The sequence below is a fragment of the Desulfofarcimen acetoxidans DSM 771 genome, assembly GCF_000024205.1.
Classification (GTDB): Bacteria; Bacillota; Desulfotomaculia; order Desulfotomaculales; family Desulfofarciminaceae; genus Desulfofarcimen; species Desulfofarcimen acetoxidans.
This window is the reverse complement of the sequence record NC_013216.1, coordinates 1,617,184-1,636,058: the sequence shown is the minus strand read 5'-3', so window position 1 is coordinate 1,636,058 and position 18,875 is coordinate 1,617,184. Positions and strand designations below refer to the sequence as shown.

General features: G+C 38.3%; 17 protein-coding genes. 13 read left to right on the top strand and 4 right to left on the bottom strand.

Annotated elements, in window-relative coordinates:
• Nucleotides 1–106: 106 nt before the first annotated feature.
• A complete protein-coding gene (locus DTOX_RS07635; RefSeq protein ID WP_015757138.1) occupies nucleotides 107–1,144 on the bottom strand; it encodes a delta-lactam-biosynthetic de-N-acetylase in 1,038 nt (345 codons plus the stop codon).
• Nucleotides 1,145–1,733: 589 nt separating this feature from the next.
• Between DTOX_RS07635 and DTOX_RS21380 the strand changes: the two genes are divergently transcribed.
• The 3 genes from DTOX_RS21380 (at nucleotide 1,734) to DTOX_RS22880 (ending at nucleotide 4,061) form a co-directional block, all read left to right on the top strand.
• Nucleotides 1,734–3,329 carry a sensor histidine kinase gene (locus DTOX_RS21380; RefSeq protein WP_015757137.1) on the top strand — a complete coding sequence of 532 codons (1,596 nt, stop codon included), beginning with the start codon at nucleotides 1,734–1,736 and terminating at the stop codon, nucleotides 3,327–3,329.
• A 190-nt stretch (nucleotides 3,330–3,519) separates the two neighbouring features.
• Nucleotides 3,520–3,702: a rubredoxin gene (locus tag DTOX_RS07625; protein ID WP_015757136.1), complete on the top strand. Its 183-nt coding sequence runs from the start codon at nucleotides 3,520–3,522 to the stop codon at nucleotides 3,700–3,702.
• Nucleotides 3,703–3,914: 212 nt separating this feature from the next.
• A complete protein-coding gene (locus tag DTOX_RS22880) occupies nucleotides 3,915–4,061 on the top strand; it encodes a hypothetical protein (RefSeq protein ID WP_015757135.1) in 147 nt (48 codons plus the stop codon).
• Between the two features lie 111 nt (nucleotides 4,062–4,172).
• Here the strand turns inward: DTOX_RS22880 and DTOX_RS07620 are convergent, their stop codons facing one another.
• Together DTOX_RS07620 and DTOX_RS21375 are read right to left on the bottom strand one after the other, a co-directional pair.
• Nucleotides 4,173–4,688: a ferritin family protein gene (locus DTOX_RS07620; protein WP_015757134.1), complete on the bottom strand. Its 516-nt coding sequence runs from the start codon at nucleotides 4,686–4,688 to the stop codon at nucleotides 4,173–4,175.
• 81 nt (nucleotides 4,689–4,769) lie between these two features.
• Entirely contained in the window at nucleotides 4,770–5,213 is a 444-nt protein-coding gene (locus DTOX_RS21375) for a universal stress protein (RefSeq protein WP_015757133.1), read from the bottom strand.
• Nucleotides 5,214–5,529: 316 nt separating this feature from the next.
• Between DTOX_RS21375 and DTOX_RS07610 the strand changes: the two genes are divergently transcribed.
• From DTOX_RS07610 to DTOX_RS07600, 3 genes are all read left to right on the top strand, one after another.
• Complete coding sequence (locus DTOX_RS07610) at nucleotides 5,530–5,913, top strand: desulfoferrodoxin (protein WP_015757132.1); 384 nt, start codon at nucleotides 5,530–5,532, stop codon at nucleotides 5,911–5,913.
• A 116-nt stretch (nucleotides 5,914–6,029) separates the two neighbouring features.
• On the top strand, nucleotides 6,030–6,515 hold the full coding sequence (locus DTOX_RS07605) for a ferritin family protein (protein ID WP_015757131.1): 486 nt from the start codon (nucleotides 6,030–6,032) through the stop codon (nucleotides 6,513–6,515).
• A 69-nt stretch (nucleotides 6,516–6,584) separates the two neighbouring features.
• Complete coding sequence (locus DTOX_RS07600) at nucleotides 6,585–6,761, top strand: rubredoxin-like domain-containing protein (protein ID WP_015757130.1); 177 nt, start codon at nucleotides 6,585–6,587, stop codon at nucleotides 6,759–6,761.
• A gap of 169 nt (nucleotides 6,762–6,930) precedes the next feature.
• Here DTOX_RS07600 and DTOX_RS07595 read toward each other — a convergent pair whose 3' ends face one another.
• Nucleotides 6,931–10,449 carry a response regulator gene (locus DTOX_RS07595; RefSeq protein WP_015757129.1) on the bottom strand — a complete coding sequence of 1,173 codons (3,519 nt, stop codon included), beginning with the start codon at nucleotides 10,447–10,449 and terminating at the stop codon, nucleotides 6,931–6,933.
• A gap of 651 nt (nucleotides 10,450–11,100) precedes the next feature.
• Between DTOX_RS07595 and DTOX_RS07590 the strand changes: the two genes are divergently transcribed.
• The 7 genes from DTOX_RS07590 (at nucleotide 11,101) to DTOX_RS07560 (ending at nucleotide 18,585) form a co-directional block, all read left to right on the top strand.
• Nucleotides 11,101–11,790: a response regulator transcription factor gene (locus DTOX_RS07590; RefSeq protein ID WP_015757128.1), complete on the top strand. Its 690-nt coding sequence runs from the start codon at nucleotides 11,101–11,103 to the stop codon at nucleotides 11,788–11,790.
• A 478-nt stretch (nucleotides 11,791–12,268) separates the two neighbouring features.
• Nucleotides 12,269–12,673, top strand: a complete 405-nt coding sequence (locus DTOX_RS07585; RefSeq protein WP_015757127.1) for a hypothetical protein — start codon at nucleotides 12,269–12,271, stop codon at nucleotides 12,671–12,673.
• A gap of 1,208 nt (nucleotides 12,674–13,881) precedes the next feature.
• Entirely contained in the window at nucleotides 13,882–14,034 is a 153-nt protein-coding gene (locus DTOX_RS07580; RefSeq protein WP_015757126.1) for a rubredoxin, read from the top strand.
• An 82-nt stretch (nucleotides 14,035–14,116) separates the two neighbouring features.
• Nucleotides 14,117–14,878 (top strand): NADP-dependent phosphogluconate dehydrogenase, encoded by a 762-nt coding sequence (locus tag DTOX_RS07575; RefSeq protein WP_015757125.1) that lies wholly within the window; start codon nucleotides 14,117–14,119, stop codon nucleotides 14,876–14,878.
• Nucleotides 14,879–15,089: 211 nt separating this feature from the next.
• Nucleotides 15,090–15,605, top strand: coding sequence for an iron-containing alcohol dehydrogenase (locus DTOX_RS07570; RefSeq protein ID WP_015757124.1), 516 nt, complete (start codon nucleotides 15,090–15,092; stop codon nucleotides 15,603–15,605).
• A gap of 578 nt (nucleotides 15,606–16,183) precedes the next feature.
• Nucleotides 16,184–16,717: a 2'-5' RNA ligase family protein gene (locus DTOX_RS07565; RefSeq protein ID WP_015757123.1), complete on the top strand. Its 534-nt coding sequence runs from the start codon at nucleotides 16,184–16,186 to the stop codon at nucleotides 16,715–16,717.
• Nucleotides 16,718–16,902: 185 nt separating this feature from the next.
• Complete coding sequence (locus DTOX_RS07560; protein ID WP_015757122.1) at nucleotides 16,903–18,585, top strand: IS1634 family transposase; 1,683 nt, start codon at nucleotides 16,903–16,905, stop codon at nucleotides 18,583–18,585.
• Nucleotides 18,586–18,875 lie beyond the last annotated feature (290 nt).

Genomic DNA, 18,875 nt, shown 5'->3' with positions numbered 1-18,875 from the left:
AAGAATTAAGTCTTAGTATTTGTTCTTCAAAATTATCTAATATTTGGACAGTTTATTCCGGGATAAGTGGGTAAAGCAAAGGCCGCCTTTTTAGCGGCCTAATTATTTACAATTGATTTAATGTTCCAAAGGTATAGCCTTCATTACGACAGGCCTTAATAAAGGAAATAAGCATGTCAGCATTGGCCTTATTTTCAGGATGTAAAAGAATTACTGCTCCCGGGTGTATTAAGCCTAATACAGTCTGCATGTTACCATCGGGTGTGCCCCAAGTTGGTACCCAATCTTTAAAGGCTACACTCCAAAATACCTGTCTGTAACCCATATCTTTTGCCAACTTAAGTGTTCTTTCACTATACGCGCCTTCTGGTGGGCGAATAAAATTCATGGTCATGCCCGTAAGATTTTCAAGCTTCTCATTAACTCCGTCCAACTCATTCTTAAATTGTTGGTCACTCACCGATGGTAAACTGGGGTGTGTCATGGTATGGTTTCCTACAATATGTCCCTCATTGACCATTCTTTTAACTAAATCTGGTTTGCTATCAATATAATGTCCGGTAATAAAGAAAGTTGCTTTTACCCCTTCTACCTTTAACGAGTCAAGAACTTTTGGAGTATATCCCGCCTCGTAGCCTTCATCGAATGTAAGATAAAGAGTTTTTGAACCGCTATCTCCATGATAAATCCCATTGTATTTATTAACTAACTTACTTCCCACTGCATCAAATCCAGGTAACGTGTGATTTTTGTTAGGCATGAAGTACCAGGAAAGTTTCTTATTGCTTAGGCCTGATGTATCAGTATTAACATTAGATTTAGAAACAGCATTGGCATTAGATTTAGAAGCAGTATTGACATTAGGTTTAGAATCAGTACTAACATTAGATTTGGAAACAGTATTTTTAGACGTTTTGGTTTCCTGCTCTTTATTTTGAGGTTGGACTTCTTCCTTAGTGTCTTGTCCTTTCTCAATAGAAGGCTGAGCATATACTTGTTTTTCCGTAGATAACGTAGATAAATTACTTTTAGGGAGTGGTTTCCCTTTTTCTTCAAAGGCGTAGTAACCACCGACACTTAAAAATATGGCAACGATGCTGATTAACACAAAAACCTTAGAATTGACCTTTCTTGATTTTGACAAAAGTATACCTCCCATAAGATTTGTTGTGTTTAATTATATCGAAATATGGAGATTAACGCTATTATTGATAATAATAATTTGAAAATTAAATTTTATGTATTTGGCAGAAGGACTGGTTTTCGCATTGATAATTTTCGAACTGTCTTTCTGAGAATATTTCAGGTATTTTATGCTTTCCAGCTACATCCTTTATATTAATAAATTATTAAGATTTTCGTAATTTGGCCGTAAGCCGCTCAAACTATAATTATTCTAGTCACTACGCAACTCCAGGGTTAGAAAAACATTTGCTGATGTGGCGGCGTGTTTTTTGAAAACCGGAGAACCTATTTAAATTTCATTTATTATGATTTAAACCAATTTAAAAATGATCGAGGTTGTAGCAATGCTCCCCAAAAAGGATCTTCCCCCTTCCGGAAAGAAATAGTTGTGTTAAACTATTTATAAGGGGTGAACTGCCCTACGGAAAAAAACCTGGTATGCTGCGGGCATTCAATGATGAAAGTGAGAGGTTTCCCCTTTTTAAAGATTTTTGCGAAGAAAATAGAATTATATTATTATCAGCATGTCGACAGAAAGAGGTGACGAGTTGCAAAAAGGCATGTTGTTAAAAAAACGATTACTGGCCGGTAAAGATTTCATTCCCCAAATAGTTGCCTGGCTTTTGTTTTTCCTGCTTCTAAATTTTCTGGCAGGCAAGTATTACATGGTCATTTCGGGAGATGTATACCCCAGCATCCACCTGGTTATGGAGTTTGTCATAGTCATTGTGGCAATTTGCGCTTCCTTGATGAGCTGGTATGACTACAAGTACAAGCATGAACTGCGAATGCTTATTTTGTCCCTTACCTTCTGCGTGGTGGCACTGGTTGAATTTGCCCATGCCGTTTCATATGCCGGTATGCCTGACTTCATTACGCCCAGCTCACCCAATAAAGCCTCCACTTACTGGATCATTGCAAGACTGTTACTGAGTACTGGATTGCTTGTAGCGGTTTTCAGCAAGAACAAAGTTAAGATTATACGTAAATCAGATTTAATCCTTGCCCTTTTTGCGCTACTGAGCCTGGGATTAATCGTCGCCGTTGCTCTTTACTTGCCCCATCTCCCGGCCATGTATGATACATCGACAGCAAACCAGACCAGTGTCAAAATAGCTTTGGAATACGCGGTAATGATCATGCTGGGGCTGGCCGCAGTGCGATTGCTGCTGAAAAAGGAACTGAACAGGCAGGATTTTCACCTATTCCTGGCCCTGATTATTGGAATAATGAGTGACGCAACCTTTACTTTATATGACAGTGTTTATGACACCTATAATTTACTCGGACATATTTATTTGGTGGCATCCTTTGTCTTTATTTTTAAGGCCCTGACGGAAGAAGCGGTGGGTATGCTTTACGAAGCCATCAGCACTCTGAAGAGTCAAAGGGAGATGCTGGCCGAAACCAACCGACAGCTTCAGGAGACGGACCGGATAAAGGATGAGTTTCTGGCCAATACCAGCCACGAACTGCGTTCTCCGCTAACGGCTGTTATTGCTTTTACCGAACTTTTAATGGATGAAAGCTCGGGGGAACTAAACGACCTGCAAAGAGACTACGTTCACGAGATCAACGACAGCGGCAGGGAACTGCTTGGCATGATTAATGGTTTTTTAGATCTGTCCAAGATAGCTGCGGGCAAAACTTTCCTGTACAGGGAGCACTTTAAGATTGACGAACTGATAGAAGATATTTTTCTACGGATGAGGCATCTCTTCAACAACAAAGGGATAACCCTGGAAGTTGCCCGGAATAAAAATCAACTTCCGGTTTGGGCCGACAGGGGAAAAACAGGCCAGGTGTTAACCAACCTTCTTTCCAATGCTTTAAAATTCACCACAACGGGTGGGAAGGTGGTAGTGGAGTCCAATTCCGGTGACTCCGGACGAGATGTTATCATCACTGTAAGAGACACTGGCATTGGCATTGACATACGGGATCAGGAGAAAATTTTTCAACCCTTTTACCAGGTAGATGGCACCAGCACCAGGAATTATGGTGGTATGGGAATAGGACTGAACCTAGCCAAAAAACTGGTGGAACTGCACGGTGGCACCATCAGGGTTTCCAGTCAACAGAATGCCGGCAGTATTTTCACCTTTACCCTGCCGACGGAAGAAACCGGAGATTTAAGAGATTGAGCCCACTCCACGTCAATAATGTTTAATGTCTTGCCATATTTTTTTATTAATAAATTGTTAAGATTTTTGTAATTTGAATGTAATCTGATTAAAATATAATTGCATTAGGCAAGGGATGAAAATAAAGTTGTTAATAATTTATAGATATCTGTAATAACTTACTCAAAAAAATGCAAAGGAGATGAATTTATTGAAAAAATGGAAGTGCTCCATATGTGGCTACATTTATGATCCCGAAAAAGAAAGCCTCCCCGGGGAAACCACCGGTGCTTCGAAATGCGATTATGTTGATGACGAGGGGGAACTGGTTGACAGCTTTAAATGCAAGCAGTGCGGGGCCATGAAAGAAGCCATTAAATCCATTGGCGAATGAGCAACCACCGACAAGGTTAGCGGAGGCTTCCTTTACTGAGCATCAAGCATAGCGGCAATGATAACAGTAGGATGCCAAAACAAATGGGCCGGCCATCGCTCGCTTCCAGGGAAAACATATAGTCGAAATAACCGGGCGCCTTGTAAAGACAGACGGCTTGCTGGCAGGGTGAAAACTATTAATGATAAAAAAAGGAAGGAGGCGTATTTTTTATGACAAAGGATGAAAAACAACAACCTTTGACACAAGTTCTCAAAACGGAAGAACTGAAAGATGAAGATGAAAAGGAAATGAAACAGGCCAGCTTGATGAACCCTCAGAGTCCGTGCGGTAAGGTGGAAGACCAGTTAGGTAAGTAGAAACGGTATCACTTTAGGAACCTTAATCATTTAAGCCACCGTTTAAGGACGGTGGCTTATAACTTGGCTCGAGTAGCAAAAAGCTTTCACCTTACAAGGTGAAAGCTTTTTTTAGACCATGTCGAAGGAGTGGGCTAGTTTGAGAACGTGTTCCCGCTCCTGTTCAATAAGTTTTTTCAGCACTTCCTTGCCATTCTTACCCACCACTTCTAACATCTCCTGGAATACCGTGATGGAATCACGTTCGAACTTCAATGCCAGTTCAAGAGTTTCTCTAGCGGTGTCAACCTTAAAATCAGCATCTTCAATGTCGATATTGAAAAGCAGGTGAGTTCTGGCGATGCAATTTAAATAATCCAGATAGTCATTGCTGTAGGAATCAGCATCAAGCAAATCGTTTTTCAATATATTGCTTAGGTTTTCAAAGACTTTAACGTGTTTGGCTTCCTCCCCCGCCAGGAAAATTAAAAGGTCTTTAATTTTTTCATTGTACTCATAAATAGCCAGGGTACTATAGAATTTTTGACCGGCTTTTTCAATTCTTACCGCCATATCAATAATTGTTTCAACACTAGGCCTTTCAGCTTTGTGTGTTGCGTTATTTTGACAACCGCATTGGCAACCCATTAATTATACCCCATTTCTTAGTTTATTTTTTATTATTTTAAGATTTATACCGTATAGTTTTATAAATATTTCTTAAAATCTTTAATTATCTTTAATTAATGTTAAAGGAATATTTACTAGCTGCATTACCCTCTGGGCAACACTGCCAAGGAACAATCCTTTTAAACCAGTATTGCCCCTGGTACCCATTACAACATGGGTAGCTGCAATTTCCTGGGCAACCTCCGCAATGGTTTCTCCCGGAACACCTACTTTTATCATTGTTTCTATGTTGTTGCTATACTTTATTAAAGGTTTTATGGTTTGTTCAATTATAAATTTACTCCTTTCCTCGGATTTAGCTCGTAAAAATTCTAATTCTGAATCAGAGATGTGCATTTCAAACATACCTAAATCCCTGTCACGGGGAATAACGGTTAAAACAACTATGGATGTGTTGGGTAATTTTTTTAATACACCTGCCACATACTCTGCAGCTTTTAAAGAGTTTTCGGAACCATCAGTAGTCAATAAAATTTTATCCATACACGATTAACCCCCTTTCAATATTCATATAAGCTTATTTCTTATCATTTTAACGGTTATACCTTATGGCAACATAACATTTTTATTAAATATTCATTACACTCTCGGTTACCGTGTCTTTATTTATTTTAATAAATTATTAAGATTTTCGTAATTTGGATGTAAGCCGCTCAAACTATAATTATCTTAGCAACATGGAGCTTCCCATATTGGATTAAACGAAGGCAACCTTTCTCTTGAAAAATTCCTTCAAGAAAGGTTGTGAATTTCTTACCTTTTTATTGCTAATATAAAAATATAGAGGAGGTTTGATGGAATGACTGAACTGATGCAGGTTTACAAGTGTGGTATTTGCGGTAATATCGTGGAAGTAATTCACACTGGTAAAGGAGCGCTGGTATGCTGCGGCAAGCCGATGGTCCACCTGGTTGAAAACACAGTAGACGCCGCTAAGGAAAAGCACGTGCCCGTTATTGAGAAATCGGGCGACAGCATTAAGGTAACTGTAGGCAGCGTGTTGCATCCAATGGAGGAAAAGCACTATATTGAGTGGATTGAGTTAATCGTGGACGGCAAATCCTATCGTAAATTCTTAAAACCGGGCGAATTGCCCATAGCCGAGTTCTGTGTACCGGATGGTAGGGAAATCGTGGCCCGTGAATACTGCAATCTGCACGAGCTCTGGAAGGCAAAATTGTGAAAACCGGAAAACCTAACCCCATCTAAATTTTATTAGTAAGATATGAGCAAGGATAAGTGGAATAAAAATAATTTGGGTTTACTATAAAACTAAATAAGATATAGGAGGCAAAATTAATGACATGGAATTTAATTGAATTCAGCGCTGAAGAAATCATTAAGTTATCTATTGATATTGAAAAGTCCGGCCGCACATTCTACAACACTCTGGCTGCCAAGGTTACAGATACCAAGTCTAAAGAAGCCTTACAATTCCTAGCTAATGAAGAAGATCAGCATATTAAGGATTTCGAAGCTCTCGGTGCTTATTTGGCCAAGGAGTTTGAAGCTAACGAGAACTATTCCGGTGAGTATAAGGATTATCTTGATTCTTTAATTGAAAGCCATATCTTTAACCAGGCTGAAATTGAAGACAAAATTAATAAAATCACCGATGCTAAAAGTGCTCTGGAGATGGCTCTGCGCTTTGAGAAGGACTCTATTATGATTTTCCAATCTTTTTTAAATGTTGTGAGTGGTAAGGCTCAAGAGGTAATTGGCAAGCTGATCAATGAGGAAATCGGTCATATTAAAAAACTGAGCCAGTTGAAAAAACAATTATAGGGCTTTAAAGAGATTATTTATTTTGAAAAATGCAAGTTTGCGAATAATTTTATGAGGAGGTCGTCTATAGTGAATTGGAAATGTGATAATTGTGGCTATACCTTTGAGTCTGATGCAGACAAGCTGCCGGAAAAATGCCCTTCCTGTCAACAAAAATGTACTTTTCTAAATATCACCTGCTATACACCGGAATGCCAGATACCGCAAGGTACAGGTATCGATCCAAGAATCGGGAAAAAAAATTAGTTTCTTGTAGAGTAGTAATATGTTAACCCTTAGGATCATTTCCTAAGGGTTTTTATCGTACTCTAAGGAAAATTATGCTTATGATAGATCTATGGATAAGTCATTGTTTAATGTAAGTGCAAATTTATGTTGAATAGGCAAGGCTAGTACTGTATAATTTCTTTTATTTTTAAAATTTAACAGCTAGGACAGCATCCTTTATATCGTGTATTTTCATTCTAAACCGATCAACTGAGATGACTAGCGTTTTATAATCTTCGTCTATGGATGACCTTTCCATTTCCTCACCCAGTTCAGACAACTCATGGAAACCGTACGCCCCGCAGGAGCCCTTTAGTCCGTGACCGATATACTCTATTGTTGAAAAGTCGCCTTTCTCCAAAGCTATCAAGGCCTTATTAATTTCTTGTTCAACACTGTCAATAAAAAAAGGTATTAAATGTCTGATCTCTTGTAAATACTCCATGTCCATTTTGGCATTTTTATTCTCTGAGCCGGATAAAGTTATTCTGTCAATCAGTGATATTAAATCAGCTTTCCTAATCGGTTTGGAAAGATAGTAGTTGCAGCCGGCTTCAAAGCATTTTTCCTCATCGCCCTTCATAGCATATGCTGTTATAGCAACAATAGGCATACTTCCCCACTTTTTCTCGGCCCGAATCCTGGCCATGGTTTCGTAACCATCCATAGTAGGCATTTGCATGTCCATTAGAATTAAGTCAAAATTATTACTTTTGAGGGCATGCAGCACTTCAGCCCCGTCTTTGACCATTGTAACACGATGGCCTTCAGTTACAAGAAAGCTCTCAATGATTTTCTGGTTTAAGATATGATCCTCAGCAACCAGAATATTGTAAGCTTTTTTACCGCTCTCCCCTCCATCGGATTCAATATCAGCAGAGGTTGCAGTATATTCATAAACAAGTTGTGCAACTTTTTGGACTAATTTCTTTGGTTCCAGAGAACTCTTTTCCAATATTGCCTGATACTTTCCATTTAACTGTTTAAAGTCGCCCGGGGTGAGTTCCTTGGCGGTGTTAATCAAAACGGGGATTTTTGCAGTTTGCTGGTTTGCCCTTAGGCGGTTCAAAAAATCAAAGCTATCCATGCCGGGCATAGGAAGGTCGAGAATAATTGCGTGGGCATAACCACCTGTCAGCAAGTAAATTAGGGCGTCCTTTGCGTCACTAAACAGGTGAAGAATATAGTTGTTCCCGCCTAAGGAAACGCTTAGGTAATCCAATACCACTTGTTCATCATCCACCAGAACAATATGACACTCCCCACACATTTGTAATGACACGTGTTTTCGTACCTTTTCTAGGAGTGTCTTTTCCCTGACCGGTTTTTCAATGTAATCTACGGCTCCCAAGGATATAGCTTTTTCTTTCTCGGGTAAAATGGAACATATAATTACAGGAATTTCCCTAGTTATCTCTGATTTTTTTAATTCTTGCAATACCTGCCAACCACTCAGGTCGGGCAGAAGCAAATCTAAAATTACCCCATGAGGATGATAATGCCGCGCGCAAGTGATGGCTTCTTTACCCGATGCCGTAGAGATTACATTGTAGCCAGCCTTTCGCAAGTGAATTTTTATAATCTGCCGGGCCACCCGGTCATCTTCAACCACCAGGATTGTCGCCCCGTCTGAAACGGACTCATTTTCAAAATTGTTAGACTCTTTTGCTCCATCAAAGTGGATCTTCACCGGCAGGCAAAAAGTAAATATTGTACCCTGCGGCTTATTGCTATTTACCCAAATTTCTCCACCCATCAAATCAAGCAAACTTCTACAAATGGTAAGACCCAAACCACTGCCACCAAATTTTTGGGCTATTACTCCCTCTGCCTGGGTAAAAGCATCAAAAATCAATTCCCGTTTATCTTGGGAAATGCCAATTCCGGTATCTGCCACCTCAATTTGCAGGGGAAATATATCATCCCTTTCATGGCATTCCTCTTGCCTTTTAGAAACTGAGATGATAACAGAGCCTTGCATGGTGAATTTTACCGCATTGAATAGCAGGTTGGATAAAATTTGCCGGATCCTTATAGAGTCGCCAATAAATCTCTGCGGAATATCATCCAAAAAGTTTACTCTAATCTCCAAACCTTTATCCTGAGCTTTCTGTCTAACCGTTGTAATAACATCTTTTATAATGTTTTCTAAACTAAAATCGGTTTCTTCCAGTACCATTTTGCCTGACTCTATTTTGGACAAATCTAAAATTTCATTTATCAAATCAAGCAGTTGTTCACCGCATAGGCTAATGGCTTGAACGCTTTCTTTTTGTTCACTGCTTAGTGCCTGGTTTAGTAAAATTTCTGCAAAACCCAGAATTCCATTCATCGGAGTCCGGATTTCATGGCTCATTACAGCAAGGAAATCAGATTTGGCTCTATTGGCGGATTCCGCCTGTTCTTTAGCCCGCTCCGCTTCAATCCTAGCCCTGGACAGTTCTGTAACGTCAATAGCGTTTAACAATACACCCTGGTATAAACCGTTACTATATATGGGCTGAACCCGCATAATCATTTCCAGTTCTCTGATTCGCCGGGTCACTGATACATGTGAAGAATAACTTTTAGTTTTAAAAGAATTAATAAGGTTTCTTACTTCCCCTAGCAAATCTCCTGCATGGAAATCCCAGATGCTTTTGCCAAGCAATTCCGATCTGGAACAACCGGCAATATAATTCAAGAAAAAATCATTCACTTCAATAATCCTGTCACCGGCATCGGCAAAGACGACCCCTTCACCCATGCCTGAAATCATAGCCCGCAATTTTGCGGCTTCCAAGTCGGCATCGTTCCTTGCTTTTAAAAGCTTTAGCTCATTCTCCCTTGATTCCGTGACATCAATAAACAATTCAACACCACCGGCGAACTTTCCGCTTATATCTTCTAAAAAGGAACCGCTGACAAGAAATTTCCTCAGATGATTATTTATATCAATGGATATCTCCAAATTATCGTATTGGCTGGCCTCCCGCATCGCCCTTTTCAAAGGGCATTCATCTAATTCATGACAACACCGGAAAATTTCGTAGCATGGTTTACCAATCACATTCTTGTAATCAAGATTGAAACACTTAACGGCGGCATTGTTAATCTCCCTTATCCTTCTCTTTGCGTCAACTACGATTACGGGCTCGGCCATGCTTTGAAAAATGGTATGAAACTTGTTTTTTTCGTTGGTCAGTATGCGGTTTACTTCCTGAAGCTGGCTAACTCTCGAATCCTTCGAAATATTTGACCACTCTGAACAGAAGCCGATTTCAAAACGGTCGAAGTATAAGTTTATTTTGCTTAAAATATCCTTCTTTTCCACTTCGTTCAGTTCTGCTACGCTCTCCAATACCACAATATACGACTGACGGTAATATTTTATCAGACCCAGAAACATGGAAAGGGTAACACCCCGGGCGCGGTGCAGCTTTGCCTCTTTTATACCGAAAGCCACAGTTTCGTCACACTCGCACTCCCCGTCTACATGTAGGAAATTTGTCCTTTCCTGAGCTTTAAACAAATTTTCAATCCCCTTGGTTATTCCTCTAACTGATAACACCCAGTCATCCATCCGGGTAGATGTGTAGCGAGTATATTCACCTTGTTTAGCTTTGTTAATCAAAACGGCAATAATATTTTCCTCGTTTTTATTTAATATTTCTATGATTTTTTCCAAGCCTTGCACCTCTCAAATCAAGAAAATTATTTAATAATGCAAAGACGGTATATAAGAATTATTCCTTACGGGCAATGCCCATTGATTACATCGGCCTGTATGCCGCGAATATTAGTGGGGACGAGGGATTCAAAGACTTATATATTTTACTCTAGGAAACGGCGAGCACAAGTACCTATGGTTGCCTCGAAAGTCGCTAAAAGCAACTTTCTTGCAATCAGTTCGACAGATTTTTCCTCTTAAAAGCAGTATCATATAGAATTTGTTGTTTATCTTTAAATATCCTGCAATTTAGCTGACAATTTTAAAATATATGGTCATAAAATTTACTTAGGTAGAGCTAAGTGGCGCTTGATAACAGGCTCTTACAGGGTCTTAATTATAGCAAAAATGCAAAAGTATTAACCCTAAAAAATTCTTATACTGCAAAAGATATATTGATTTACTCGTATAACCCAGTATAATTAAATTGATATATTTGTTTGTCAATTATTTACCTAATATATGGCTAATACAGGGATATCTGTCATTAATATATCTGAATCTAGGTCGCACATAAAAATATACCTGGAGTACCCGGTTATGGCTATAACTAGGTTAGCCGCTCCGCCGGTAAAGGAAAAGGAGTATTGGGGGAAGGTGGGGTAAAGGATGCCACAGAGAATTTTAACGGTTGACGATGACCCGAAAATATTAAAAATCTTACAGCACAGTCTTGGTAAGGAAGGCTTTGAAGTGATAACTGCATCCAGTGGTGAGGAGGCTTTGCAAAAAGCCAGGCAATCATCACCCGACTTGGTTATACTGGACCTAATGATGCCTGGTATGGACGGTTTTGAAACTTACCAGAAGCTGAAGGCGCAGCGGGAGGTGCCGATAATTATCCTATCCGCCAGGACCGAAGAGGTGGATCGGGTGGTAGGGTTTAGGATGGGGGTAGACGATTACCAGACCAAGCCCTTTAGTCCCACTGAGTTGGCCTTGCGGGTGAAAGCTGTTTTGAGAAGACTTGGTGAGCCAAAGGTTAACCTTGAAAATATGTTGAAATATGGTAACTTGACTCTGGATTACACGAAGCGTACCGTTGCGGTGAATAACAGTAAGGTTGAACTGACTCCGAAGCAATTTGAACTACTTTGGTTGATGGCCTCCAATCCAAACCGGGTATTTACCAAAGCGCACCTGCTGGATAAAATATGGGACAGCTCTTTTTACGGCGATGATAATACAGTTACTGTTCATATCAGGAGACTGCGCGAAAAGGTTGAAACCGATCCTTCAAATCCTGAATATATAAAAACCGTCTGGGGAATGGGATATAAATTTGAGTACGAGGGTTAAAACAATTAAAAACAAGTCTAAAAAAAGTTGGTGGGAATATACCATATGACGCTCTACTTTAGCACGGTTAGTCTCTAATATTCTAGCAATTGATGCTATTGTTTCTCCTTTATGATAGAAAAGAAGCATTTTGGCTCGTTCAATGTGACTTACACTTTCTGTTCTTGAATGTATAATTTTTTCTAATTTATTTACTTCTTCTGTTGTTAAGTCTAATTTTGATCTTTGGCTCATGAATGGCATAGTTTATTTTCCCCACTTATTATTTATTACAGGGAATTATATACCATGTCGATTTGTGGTTCAATAATAATTAAGAATTGCTCTCCTAGGTGGAAGTTTTAAATGTTTTTGAGCGCTTATAAGAACTATCAAAAGACGGGATTTTCTTCCGTCTTTTGATAGTTCACCTAGAACTTGAGGGTGAAAGTCCCTTAGTATACTAAAATATAATGAAAATTAAATGAGGTTGATTATTTTGTTATATATCAAAAACATTCTTCTTCTTATTATTATCATTGCAGTATTGGTAATTTATGTACATGTAGATACTATCGGAAATGAGGCATGGAAAAACTTAGAACTTCAAAAAGCATTATTTTTGTATTACATAGGTCTAGTGTTAATTACTATTTGGAGTTTTTTATTAGGTATAACTGGCCGGTATGGCATGCAAATCACTAAAAGAATGCTTATTATTCAAGCAATTATTGTACTTATTTTTATATTAAATACTATCTGGGTCCAAATAAGACTAATATTTTTACCAAACTTCTTGAAATTCTTTTTTAATAACCCTTCCATTAAAATAATAACATTTGCCTGGTTGGGACTTATAATAGCAGCTATTGTCAATAAGTATTTTATTGAAAAGAACGAGTAATCTAGTATGGTGATTCCTAATTAATATTGCAATTAAGACCTGTATAGGATAAGATTCTCCACAAATAAATGTTAGAGGAAAATGCTATGCCGTTTAAAAGCGGCGTTTGTCAAGATAGTTGTCGCATAAGTGTTAACCCGAGTTTCGATTCCCAGTAGAAGAAATAGGCTAAAATAGTTATTTCCCGATCACAGAAACCTTTATTTTACTAGGTTGGGGTGCCTGATTTTCGAAAGTTATGACCTAAAATTTACTTACACTCTGCCAATTCTATTGCATTTTACTATCAATTTCCAAGTAACGAATCTAAAACCTTCGCCTTTAGGCGTTTTTTTAATGCGGTTGGGTTATTAGATATGCGTCTTACCTAGCATACGTTTACGAAATAAATTAATTTGTCATTTTATAAGCTACTTTTGAACTCAACAAGTCCTGATATTGCTGAGTTTTTATAATTTTAGGAGTAGTACAGAAAAATGATATTTGGATATATCCTGCTATACTGTTAGCTACGCCAGGAACTTAGTACCTAATTTATATAAATGATTAAAAATAATTCTATGTAATCCAAAATAACCCAAAACGGCCTTTGCTTTTCTTTTCCCATTGTTGTAGAGTAATAATTATTTGTAGGAAAGAAGTGTTTCTATGGGTGGCATTTCAAAGCAGACTGTTACTGGCAAAAATTATTATTATACAATAAACACCAAAAGGGTCAATGGATAACCACGTATTGTTTCGAAAAAATACTTAGGTAAGGGAAAAGTGTTTGGTATTGAGAGAACAATTGTTTCTGTGTTCAACCCTTCATTATTAAAAGGACACCTTCAAGGAATTCATAATAACCTGTCTAAAACTCAAAAACTATTATACTTATGATGGAACTGTGGATAAGTCAAGGTTAGTACTGCATAATTTCCGACTAGCACAATTGCCTATGGTTGCCTCGAAAGTCGCTTAATTAAGCGACTTTCTCGTGTTAATAAACTGTTAATATTTTCGTAACCTCAATGTAAGCTTAGTAAAATATAATTGCTTTAAAGAAATAATAAGTTAAAAAACATGACGATTACTGCACTCTTTACTCTTCTAGCCATAAATATGTGGAAAAATTTTTAAAAAATATCCGTTAGGAATCGGTCAACCTGAGACTAGAAGTTGCGAGGAAAGTATTTAAAAACATAGGTAAATAGAGGAGGCTTGAATTTATGGAAAAATGGGTATGCAATGTTTGTGGTTATGTTTACGACCCCGTAGAAGGGGCTAATGGAGTGACACCGGGAACGCCCTTTGAAGAATTGCCGGAAGATTGGGTCTGCCCGGTATGCGGCGTCGGTAAGGACGAGTTTGAGAAAGAGTAGTTTTGGCAAAAAATATTGAAGGTTGATTCCAATGGCAAAATATAAATATTTTAGACACCCTGGGTTAGGGAGGGAATAAGGAATGCAAATAGGTATGGTCGGGTTGGAACGAATGGGTATGAATATCTGCCGGCTCATGTTAAAGGGAATGCATGAAGTGGTTGCTTACAACTGCACCAGGGAAAAAGTGATCCAGATGGTTGAAGAGGGTGCTGTCGGCGCTGCTTCTCTGGAAGAATTGGTGCAAAAACTTACCCCGCCACGGATTGTTTGGCTCATGCTTACAGCCGGAGGACCTACTGAACAGCATATTCGATCTATTGCCCTTCTGCTTTCCCAAGGGGACATCTTGATCGACGGAGGAAACAGTTATTACAAAGATGATCTAATACGCTCGGAGGAATTAAAACCTTTCGGCATTCACTTTTTGGATGCCGGCATTTCCAGAGGAGTTCAAGGGTCGCAAAGCAGTTACTACATCATGGTCGGCGGCGATAAGGCAGATTTTAGACGTGTTGAACCGGTTTTTCGTTCTCTGGCTCCAGGAGACGGATATTTATATTGTGGGCCAACCGGTGCCGGACATTTTCTAAAAATGGTCCATGACGGAATTGAGTATGCCATGATGGAAGCCTACGAGGAGGGGTTTGAAATTCTCAAATCATCCCCCTATCGAAAGTATCTACAACTCGAAAAGGTTGCCCATCTCTGGAATAACGGCAGTGTGATCCGTTCTTGGATACAGGGGCTTATGGAATCGAATTTCCTGAAGGACCCCGATCTTACATCCATCGAGGGCTACGTGAATGATTTTGGCTTTTCATTTTTTAATAGAATTAACTGAGGACAATCCCCATTATAAGTTTCACCTGCGGATAAAACATAAGCTACTGGAAAGAAGATTGTAATTTTGAGTTTTATAATTTAACTAAAGAGGCTTTCATAGGACAAAAAAATTCAAATTACTTAATTAATTATTGTTGGTTTATATGTTACGGTACTTTGAGGTACCTTCTATAAAGGTAAAGAAAATTAAATTAGTGAGGTGTTGACAGATGTCTTTAGGAGAACAAATATACAGTTTCTTTACCCCAACGGTTACATCGATAGGTATTGGTTCCTCCAAGAAAATTGGTGAGCAAGTAAAGGTCTTGGGTGGTACAAGGGCACTGATTGTCACCGACAAAATCATCGCAGCCACTGGCATCTCCAATCAAGTTAAGACTCGGGTAGAAGAAGCGGGTGTCAAGGTATTTATCTTTGACGGAGCAGAACCGAACCCAACTGATATAAAAGCCCATGACGGGTTGAGGGTTTTTCAAAAAAACCAGTGTGATATGATCATTTCCCTCGGAGGTGTCAACTCTCATGATTGCGCCAAGGATATCTGCATTGTCGCCAGCAATGGTGGCATCCGTGATAGCGAAGGGATCGATAAATCCGGCAAGTCCATACCTCCGTTTGTTTCGATCAATACCACTGCTGGCACTGACAGCGAAATGACCCCTTTCTGCATTATTAGCGGCAATCCTTTGTATTATCGGGGAGATAGCCGCTGGTACTGCATATGAAAGTGAACTACCCGCCACCTAAGAGATGTAGGCTTCCTGTTTTATCGACCATAGCTTGCTGTCACAAGGACTACAAGTCTTACGCAATCTCAGTCAAGCGTAACTTCGGGTGGTCCCCGCCCTAGTTTGTCCGTAGCTCTCCATAGCCGTGTATAGGGCCAAACTGTTGTGATAGAGCCTCTAGAAGACGCTTCCTGTTGGACAGTAAAAGAGTAGAAGAATTATATAAAATTTCCCTAAGAAACTAGCTGTGAGGACCTCCAATAAATGGGGATCCTTTTTTACTCTTCTTAATAAAATTTACCCTTATTGAAAAACTGTTGTGCTTTGAGGAGTAACGATCCTATATCTCTTACAATGGTTGATATAGATTTTTTTAAAAGATACAGCTAAACGAGCAATTTGATTGAGAAGGCCAATAAGACACTATACCAAGCAAAAAATGATGGCCGTAATAGGGTTGTCCATGAATAGTAATCGGCTGGGATGGGTATTTATGAAAAGTAACCAACTGGCCTAGATATAAATAGATTCTATGGACTGTATTTTATGTCAATAAAACCAGACAGGAGGATATAATGACATATGCGATAAATTTGTATTTTGATGGAAAAAGTGAAAGGGCCATTCAACACATTTGGGATGAACTTGCTAAAGATGAGACTAGTACTTATATGGTTGAAATTGACAGCAGACCCCATATTACCTTGACAATTTATCATGATATTGACATCAATGATTTTGAAAAACGCTTTACCCAATTCACTAATACTACCCATTCTATCGAGATTAAATGTAATTATATTGGAGTTTTTCCCAAAAATAAAGGAACTGTATTTTTAGCACCTACCATGACAGATAACTTAATGAAAATGCATAGGGATTTTCACCACTTATTTGAGGATTATGGCAATCAGGAGTGGGATTACTACAAATCGAATTGTTGGTTTCCCCACTGTACAATATCAAATGAGACATCGGATGAAGTAGTACCGGAGATAATTAGACGGGTTTTAAACATCTTCCAACCCATGAAAATAAGAATTGAGTCTATAGGTATTGTTAAACTTTACCCCATAAAATACTTAAAAGAACAAAAATTAATAGACTGATATTATTTATTAAACCCACATTCCGTACCCTTAAGGAAATAAATCAATAATTATTACAAACAGATAAACTTAGGCTGAAATTTAAATATTTTTTGTTGAAAAATGCAATGGTAATAGATGTTTTTTTGCAGGAGAAACAAGCAATGATGTCAAATGCCTCCTTAATAGATTAGGAGGGTAAGTAAATGGAAAACCAAATACTACAAAATATTAATAGCTTACAGGTGGGGCCCAGCGCAATAATAGCTGCACTTACCCGAGAAATAAATTTAGTACAAATCATTAACAATCAGGTAATCTGGGATGAAAAACAATGTAATAATTCACCAGGCCTTTATGTAGAAGCTATGATTATAAACATATTGACAGACCGAAAACCTTTGTACCGAGTATCTGAATTTTTTAAAGATATGGACGTAGAAGCATTATTTGGTCCAACGGTACAAGCAACTGATTTCAACGACGATGCTTTAGGAAATACATTGGATCGATTAGCTGAATCAAATCTAGACCATTTGTATTCTAACATAGTTTTACAAGCACATTTAAAACACCGTTTTAGAGTAGATTTAGCACATGGTGATACTACATCCATTACCGTTTATGGAGATTATGCCAATGCTTCGTCGGAGACATTAAACATAGTTCGAGGATTTAACAAAGACGGCCATCGGGACTGCAAGCAGATAGTAGCTGGTGCAGTAGTAACTCCCGAAGGAATACCTCTTATGGGAACAATAAACGATGGCAACTTAAACGTTGTGAAATGGAATCAACAAATAATCGAACAATTGCCGGAAATGTTAAAATCACTTAATAGTCCAGAAACCATATACGTAGCTGATTCAAAACTGGTTACCATAGATAACCTAAAACATTTAGCCAAGAAAAACATTCGCTTCATATCCCGAATTCCTGAGACATTTGGAATAGTACCGTCACTTAAAGATTGGGCCTTTCGCCAAGATAAGTGGCAAGAAATAGAGAATATATCGCCGGATAAAAACGCTGCTGTATATAAGCTTCAGTCCATAAAAGTGAAATTGGGCGACCGTCGTTACCGGTTTATTATCGTACATTCATCAAATCTTGATCAAAAGAAAGAAAAAACATTGAAGCGTACTGCTGAGAATGAACAGAAAAAATTAGAAAAAATCTGTAAAGAAATTAGTAAACAAGAATTTGCTTGCGAAAAAGATGCCATCTCGTACTTAAGACATATGAAAAAGAAACAAGACGGACAGTTCTACCATTTAGATGCGGAAGTAATTGCTGAAGAAAAAAAAGGTGTAGGGCGCCCCAAAACAAAAGAAAAGTCCCCCGTAAAAATAGTTTATCGCATAAAGGCTATAGTTAGTGTAATGAATGAAACGGCCTGGCAAATGGCAAAAGAAAGGGCATCAACATTTGTACTGATCACCAATTTAAAAAATCCAAGGGAAAATACAGCAGAAACAATCCTTCGGCATTACAAAGAACAAAACACAGTGGAAATGCGCTTTCGCTTTCTAAAAAACCCCGCAATATTAGGTCAAGTCTTTTTGAAAAAGCCGTCAAGAGTGAAAGCACTTGGATATATATTCTTGATAACCCTGTTAATTTATGCACTTATGGAACGTAGAGTTAGACAAAATCTAGCAGCAGAAGGGAAAGCCCTTCAATTAAGCTATCGTTCAAAAGTTAAACAACCAACAGGAATGTTGATTTTGCAAGAGATGACGAACTTTACAATAATTCATATTACCCATAAATTAGGAAGAAGAGAGAGGTATCTACCAACCAAAACAAGCAAACAACAATTAGAAATAATCCGATTGACAGGATTTGATGAGTCGATATACCTAAAAGAATTATCTATAGTATCATAAGCCCATAACTACTCACCCTAAAATGTTAAATTTGTTCATTAAAAACATTAAGGTGTTTTACATTTATTACAATGTAAATATATTTAATTAATGTAAATATAAAGTTCAATAGTGAGGTATAAAAAGTGCAAATTCAATAATATGTCATGTTAATAAAAGTAAATTTATCGGCCTAAAGCAAAATTGCTTGTGTTTGTATATGCTAGATGCGGAACGTGGGATTAAATAACGCCGTGATAGTGTTTCAGATACTTTCATAAATCACCCGCTTATTTGTTCCATTACTTGTA

Excerpts from the sequence above, each read along its gene's own strand:
- DTOX_RS22880 (WP_015757135.1), top strand. The coding sequence starts at position 3,915 with ATGACAAAGGATGAAAAACAACAACCTTTGACACAAGTTCTCAAAACG.
- DTOX_RS07565 (WP_015757123.1), top strand. The coding sequence starts at position 16,184 with ATGACATATGCGATAAATTTGTATTTTGATGGAAAAAGTGAAAGGGCC.
- DTOX_RS07570 (WP_015757124.1), top strand. The coding sequence starts at position 15,090 with ATGTCTTTAGGAGAACAAATATACAGTTTCTTTACCCCAACGGTTACA.
- DTOX_RS07580 (WP_015757126.1), top strand. The coding sequence starts at position 13,882 with ATGGAAAAATGGGTATGCAATGTTTGTGGTTATGTTTACGACCCCGTA.
- DTOX_RS07605 (WP_015757131.1), top strand. The coding sequence starts at position 6,030 with ATGACATGGAATTTAATTGAATTCAGCGCTGAAGAAATCATTAAGTTA.
- DTOX_RS07575 (WP_015757125.1), top strand. The coding sequence starts at position 14,117 with ATGCAAATAGGTATGGTCGGGTTGGAACGAATGGGTATGAATATCTGC.
- DTOX_RS07560 (WP_015757122.1), top strand. The coding sequence starts at position 16,903 with ATGGAAAACCAAATACTACAAAATATTAATAGCTTACAGGTGGGGCCC.
- DTOX_RS07620 (WP_015757134.1), bottom strand. The coding sequence starts at position 4,688 with ATGGGTTGCCAATGCGGTTGTCAAAATAACGCAACACACAAAGCTGAA.
- DTOX_RS21375 (WP_015757133.1), bottom strand. The coding sequence starts at position 5,213 with ATGGATAAAATTTTATTGACTACTGATGGTTCCGAAAACTCTTTAAAA.
- DTOX_RS07610 (WP_015757132.1), top strand. The coding sequence starts at position 5,530 with ATGACTGAACTGATGCAGGTTTACAAGTGTGGTATTTGCGGTAATATC.
- DTOX_RS07590 (WP_015757128.1), top strand. The coding sequence starts at position 11,101 with ATGCCACAGAGAATTTTAACGGTTGACGATGACCCGAAAATATTAAAA.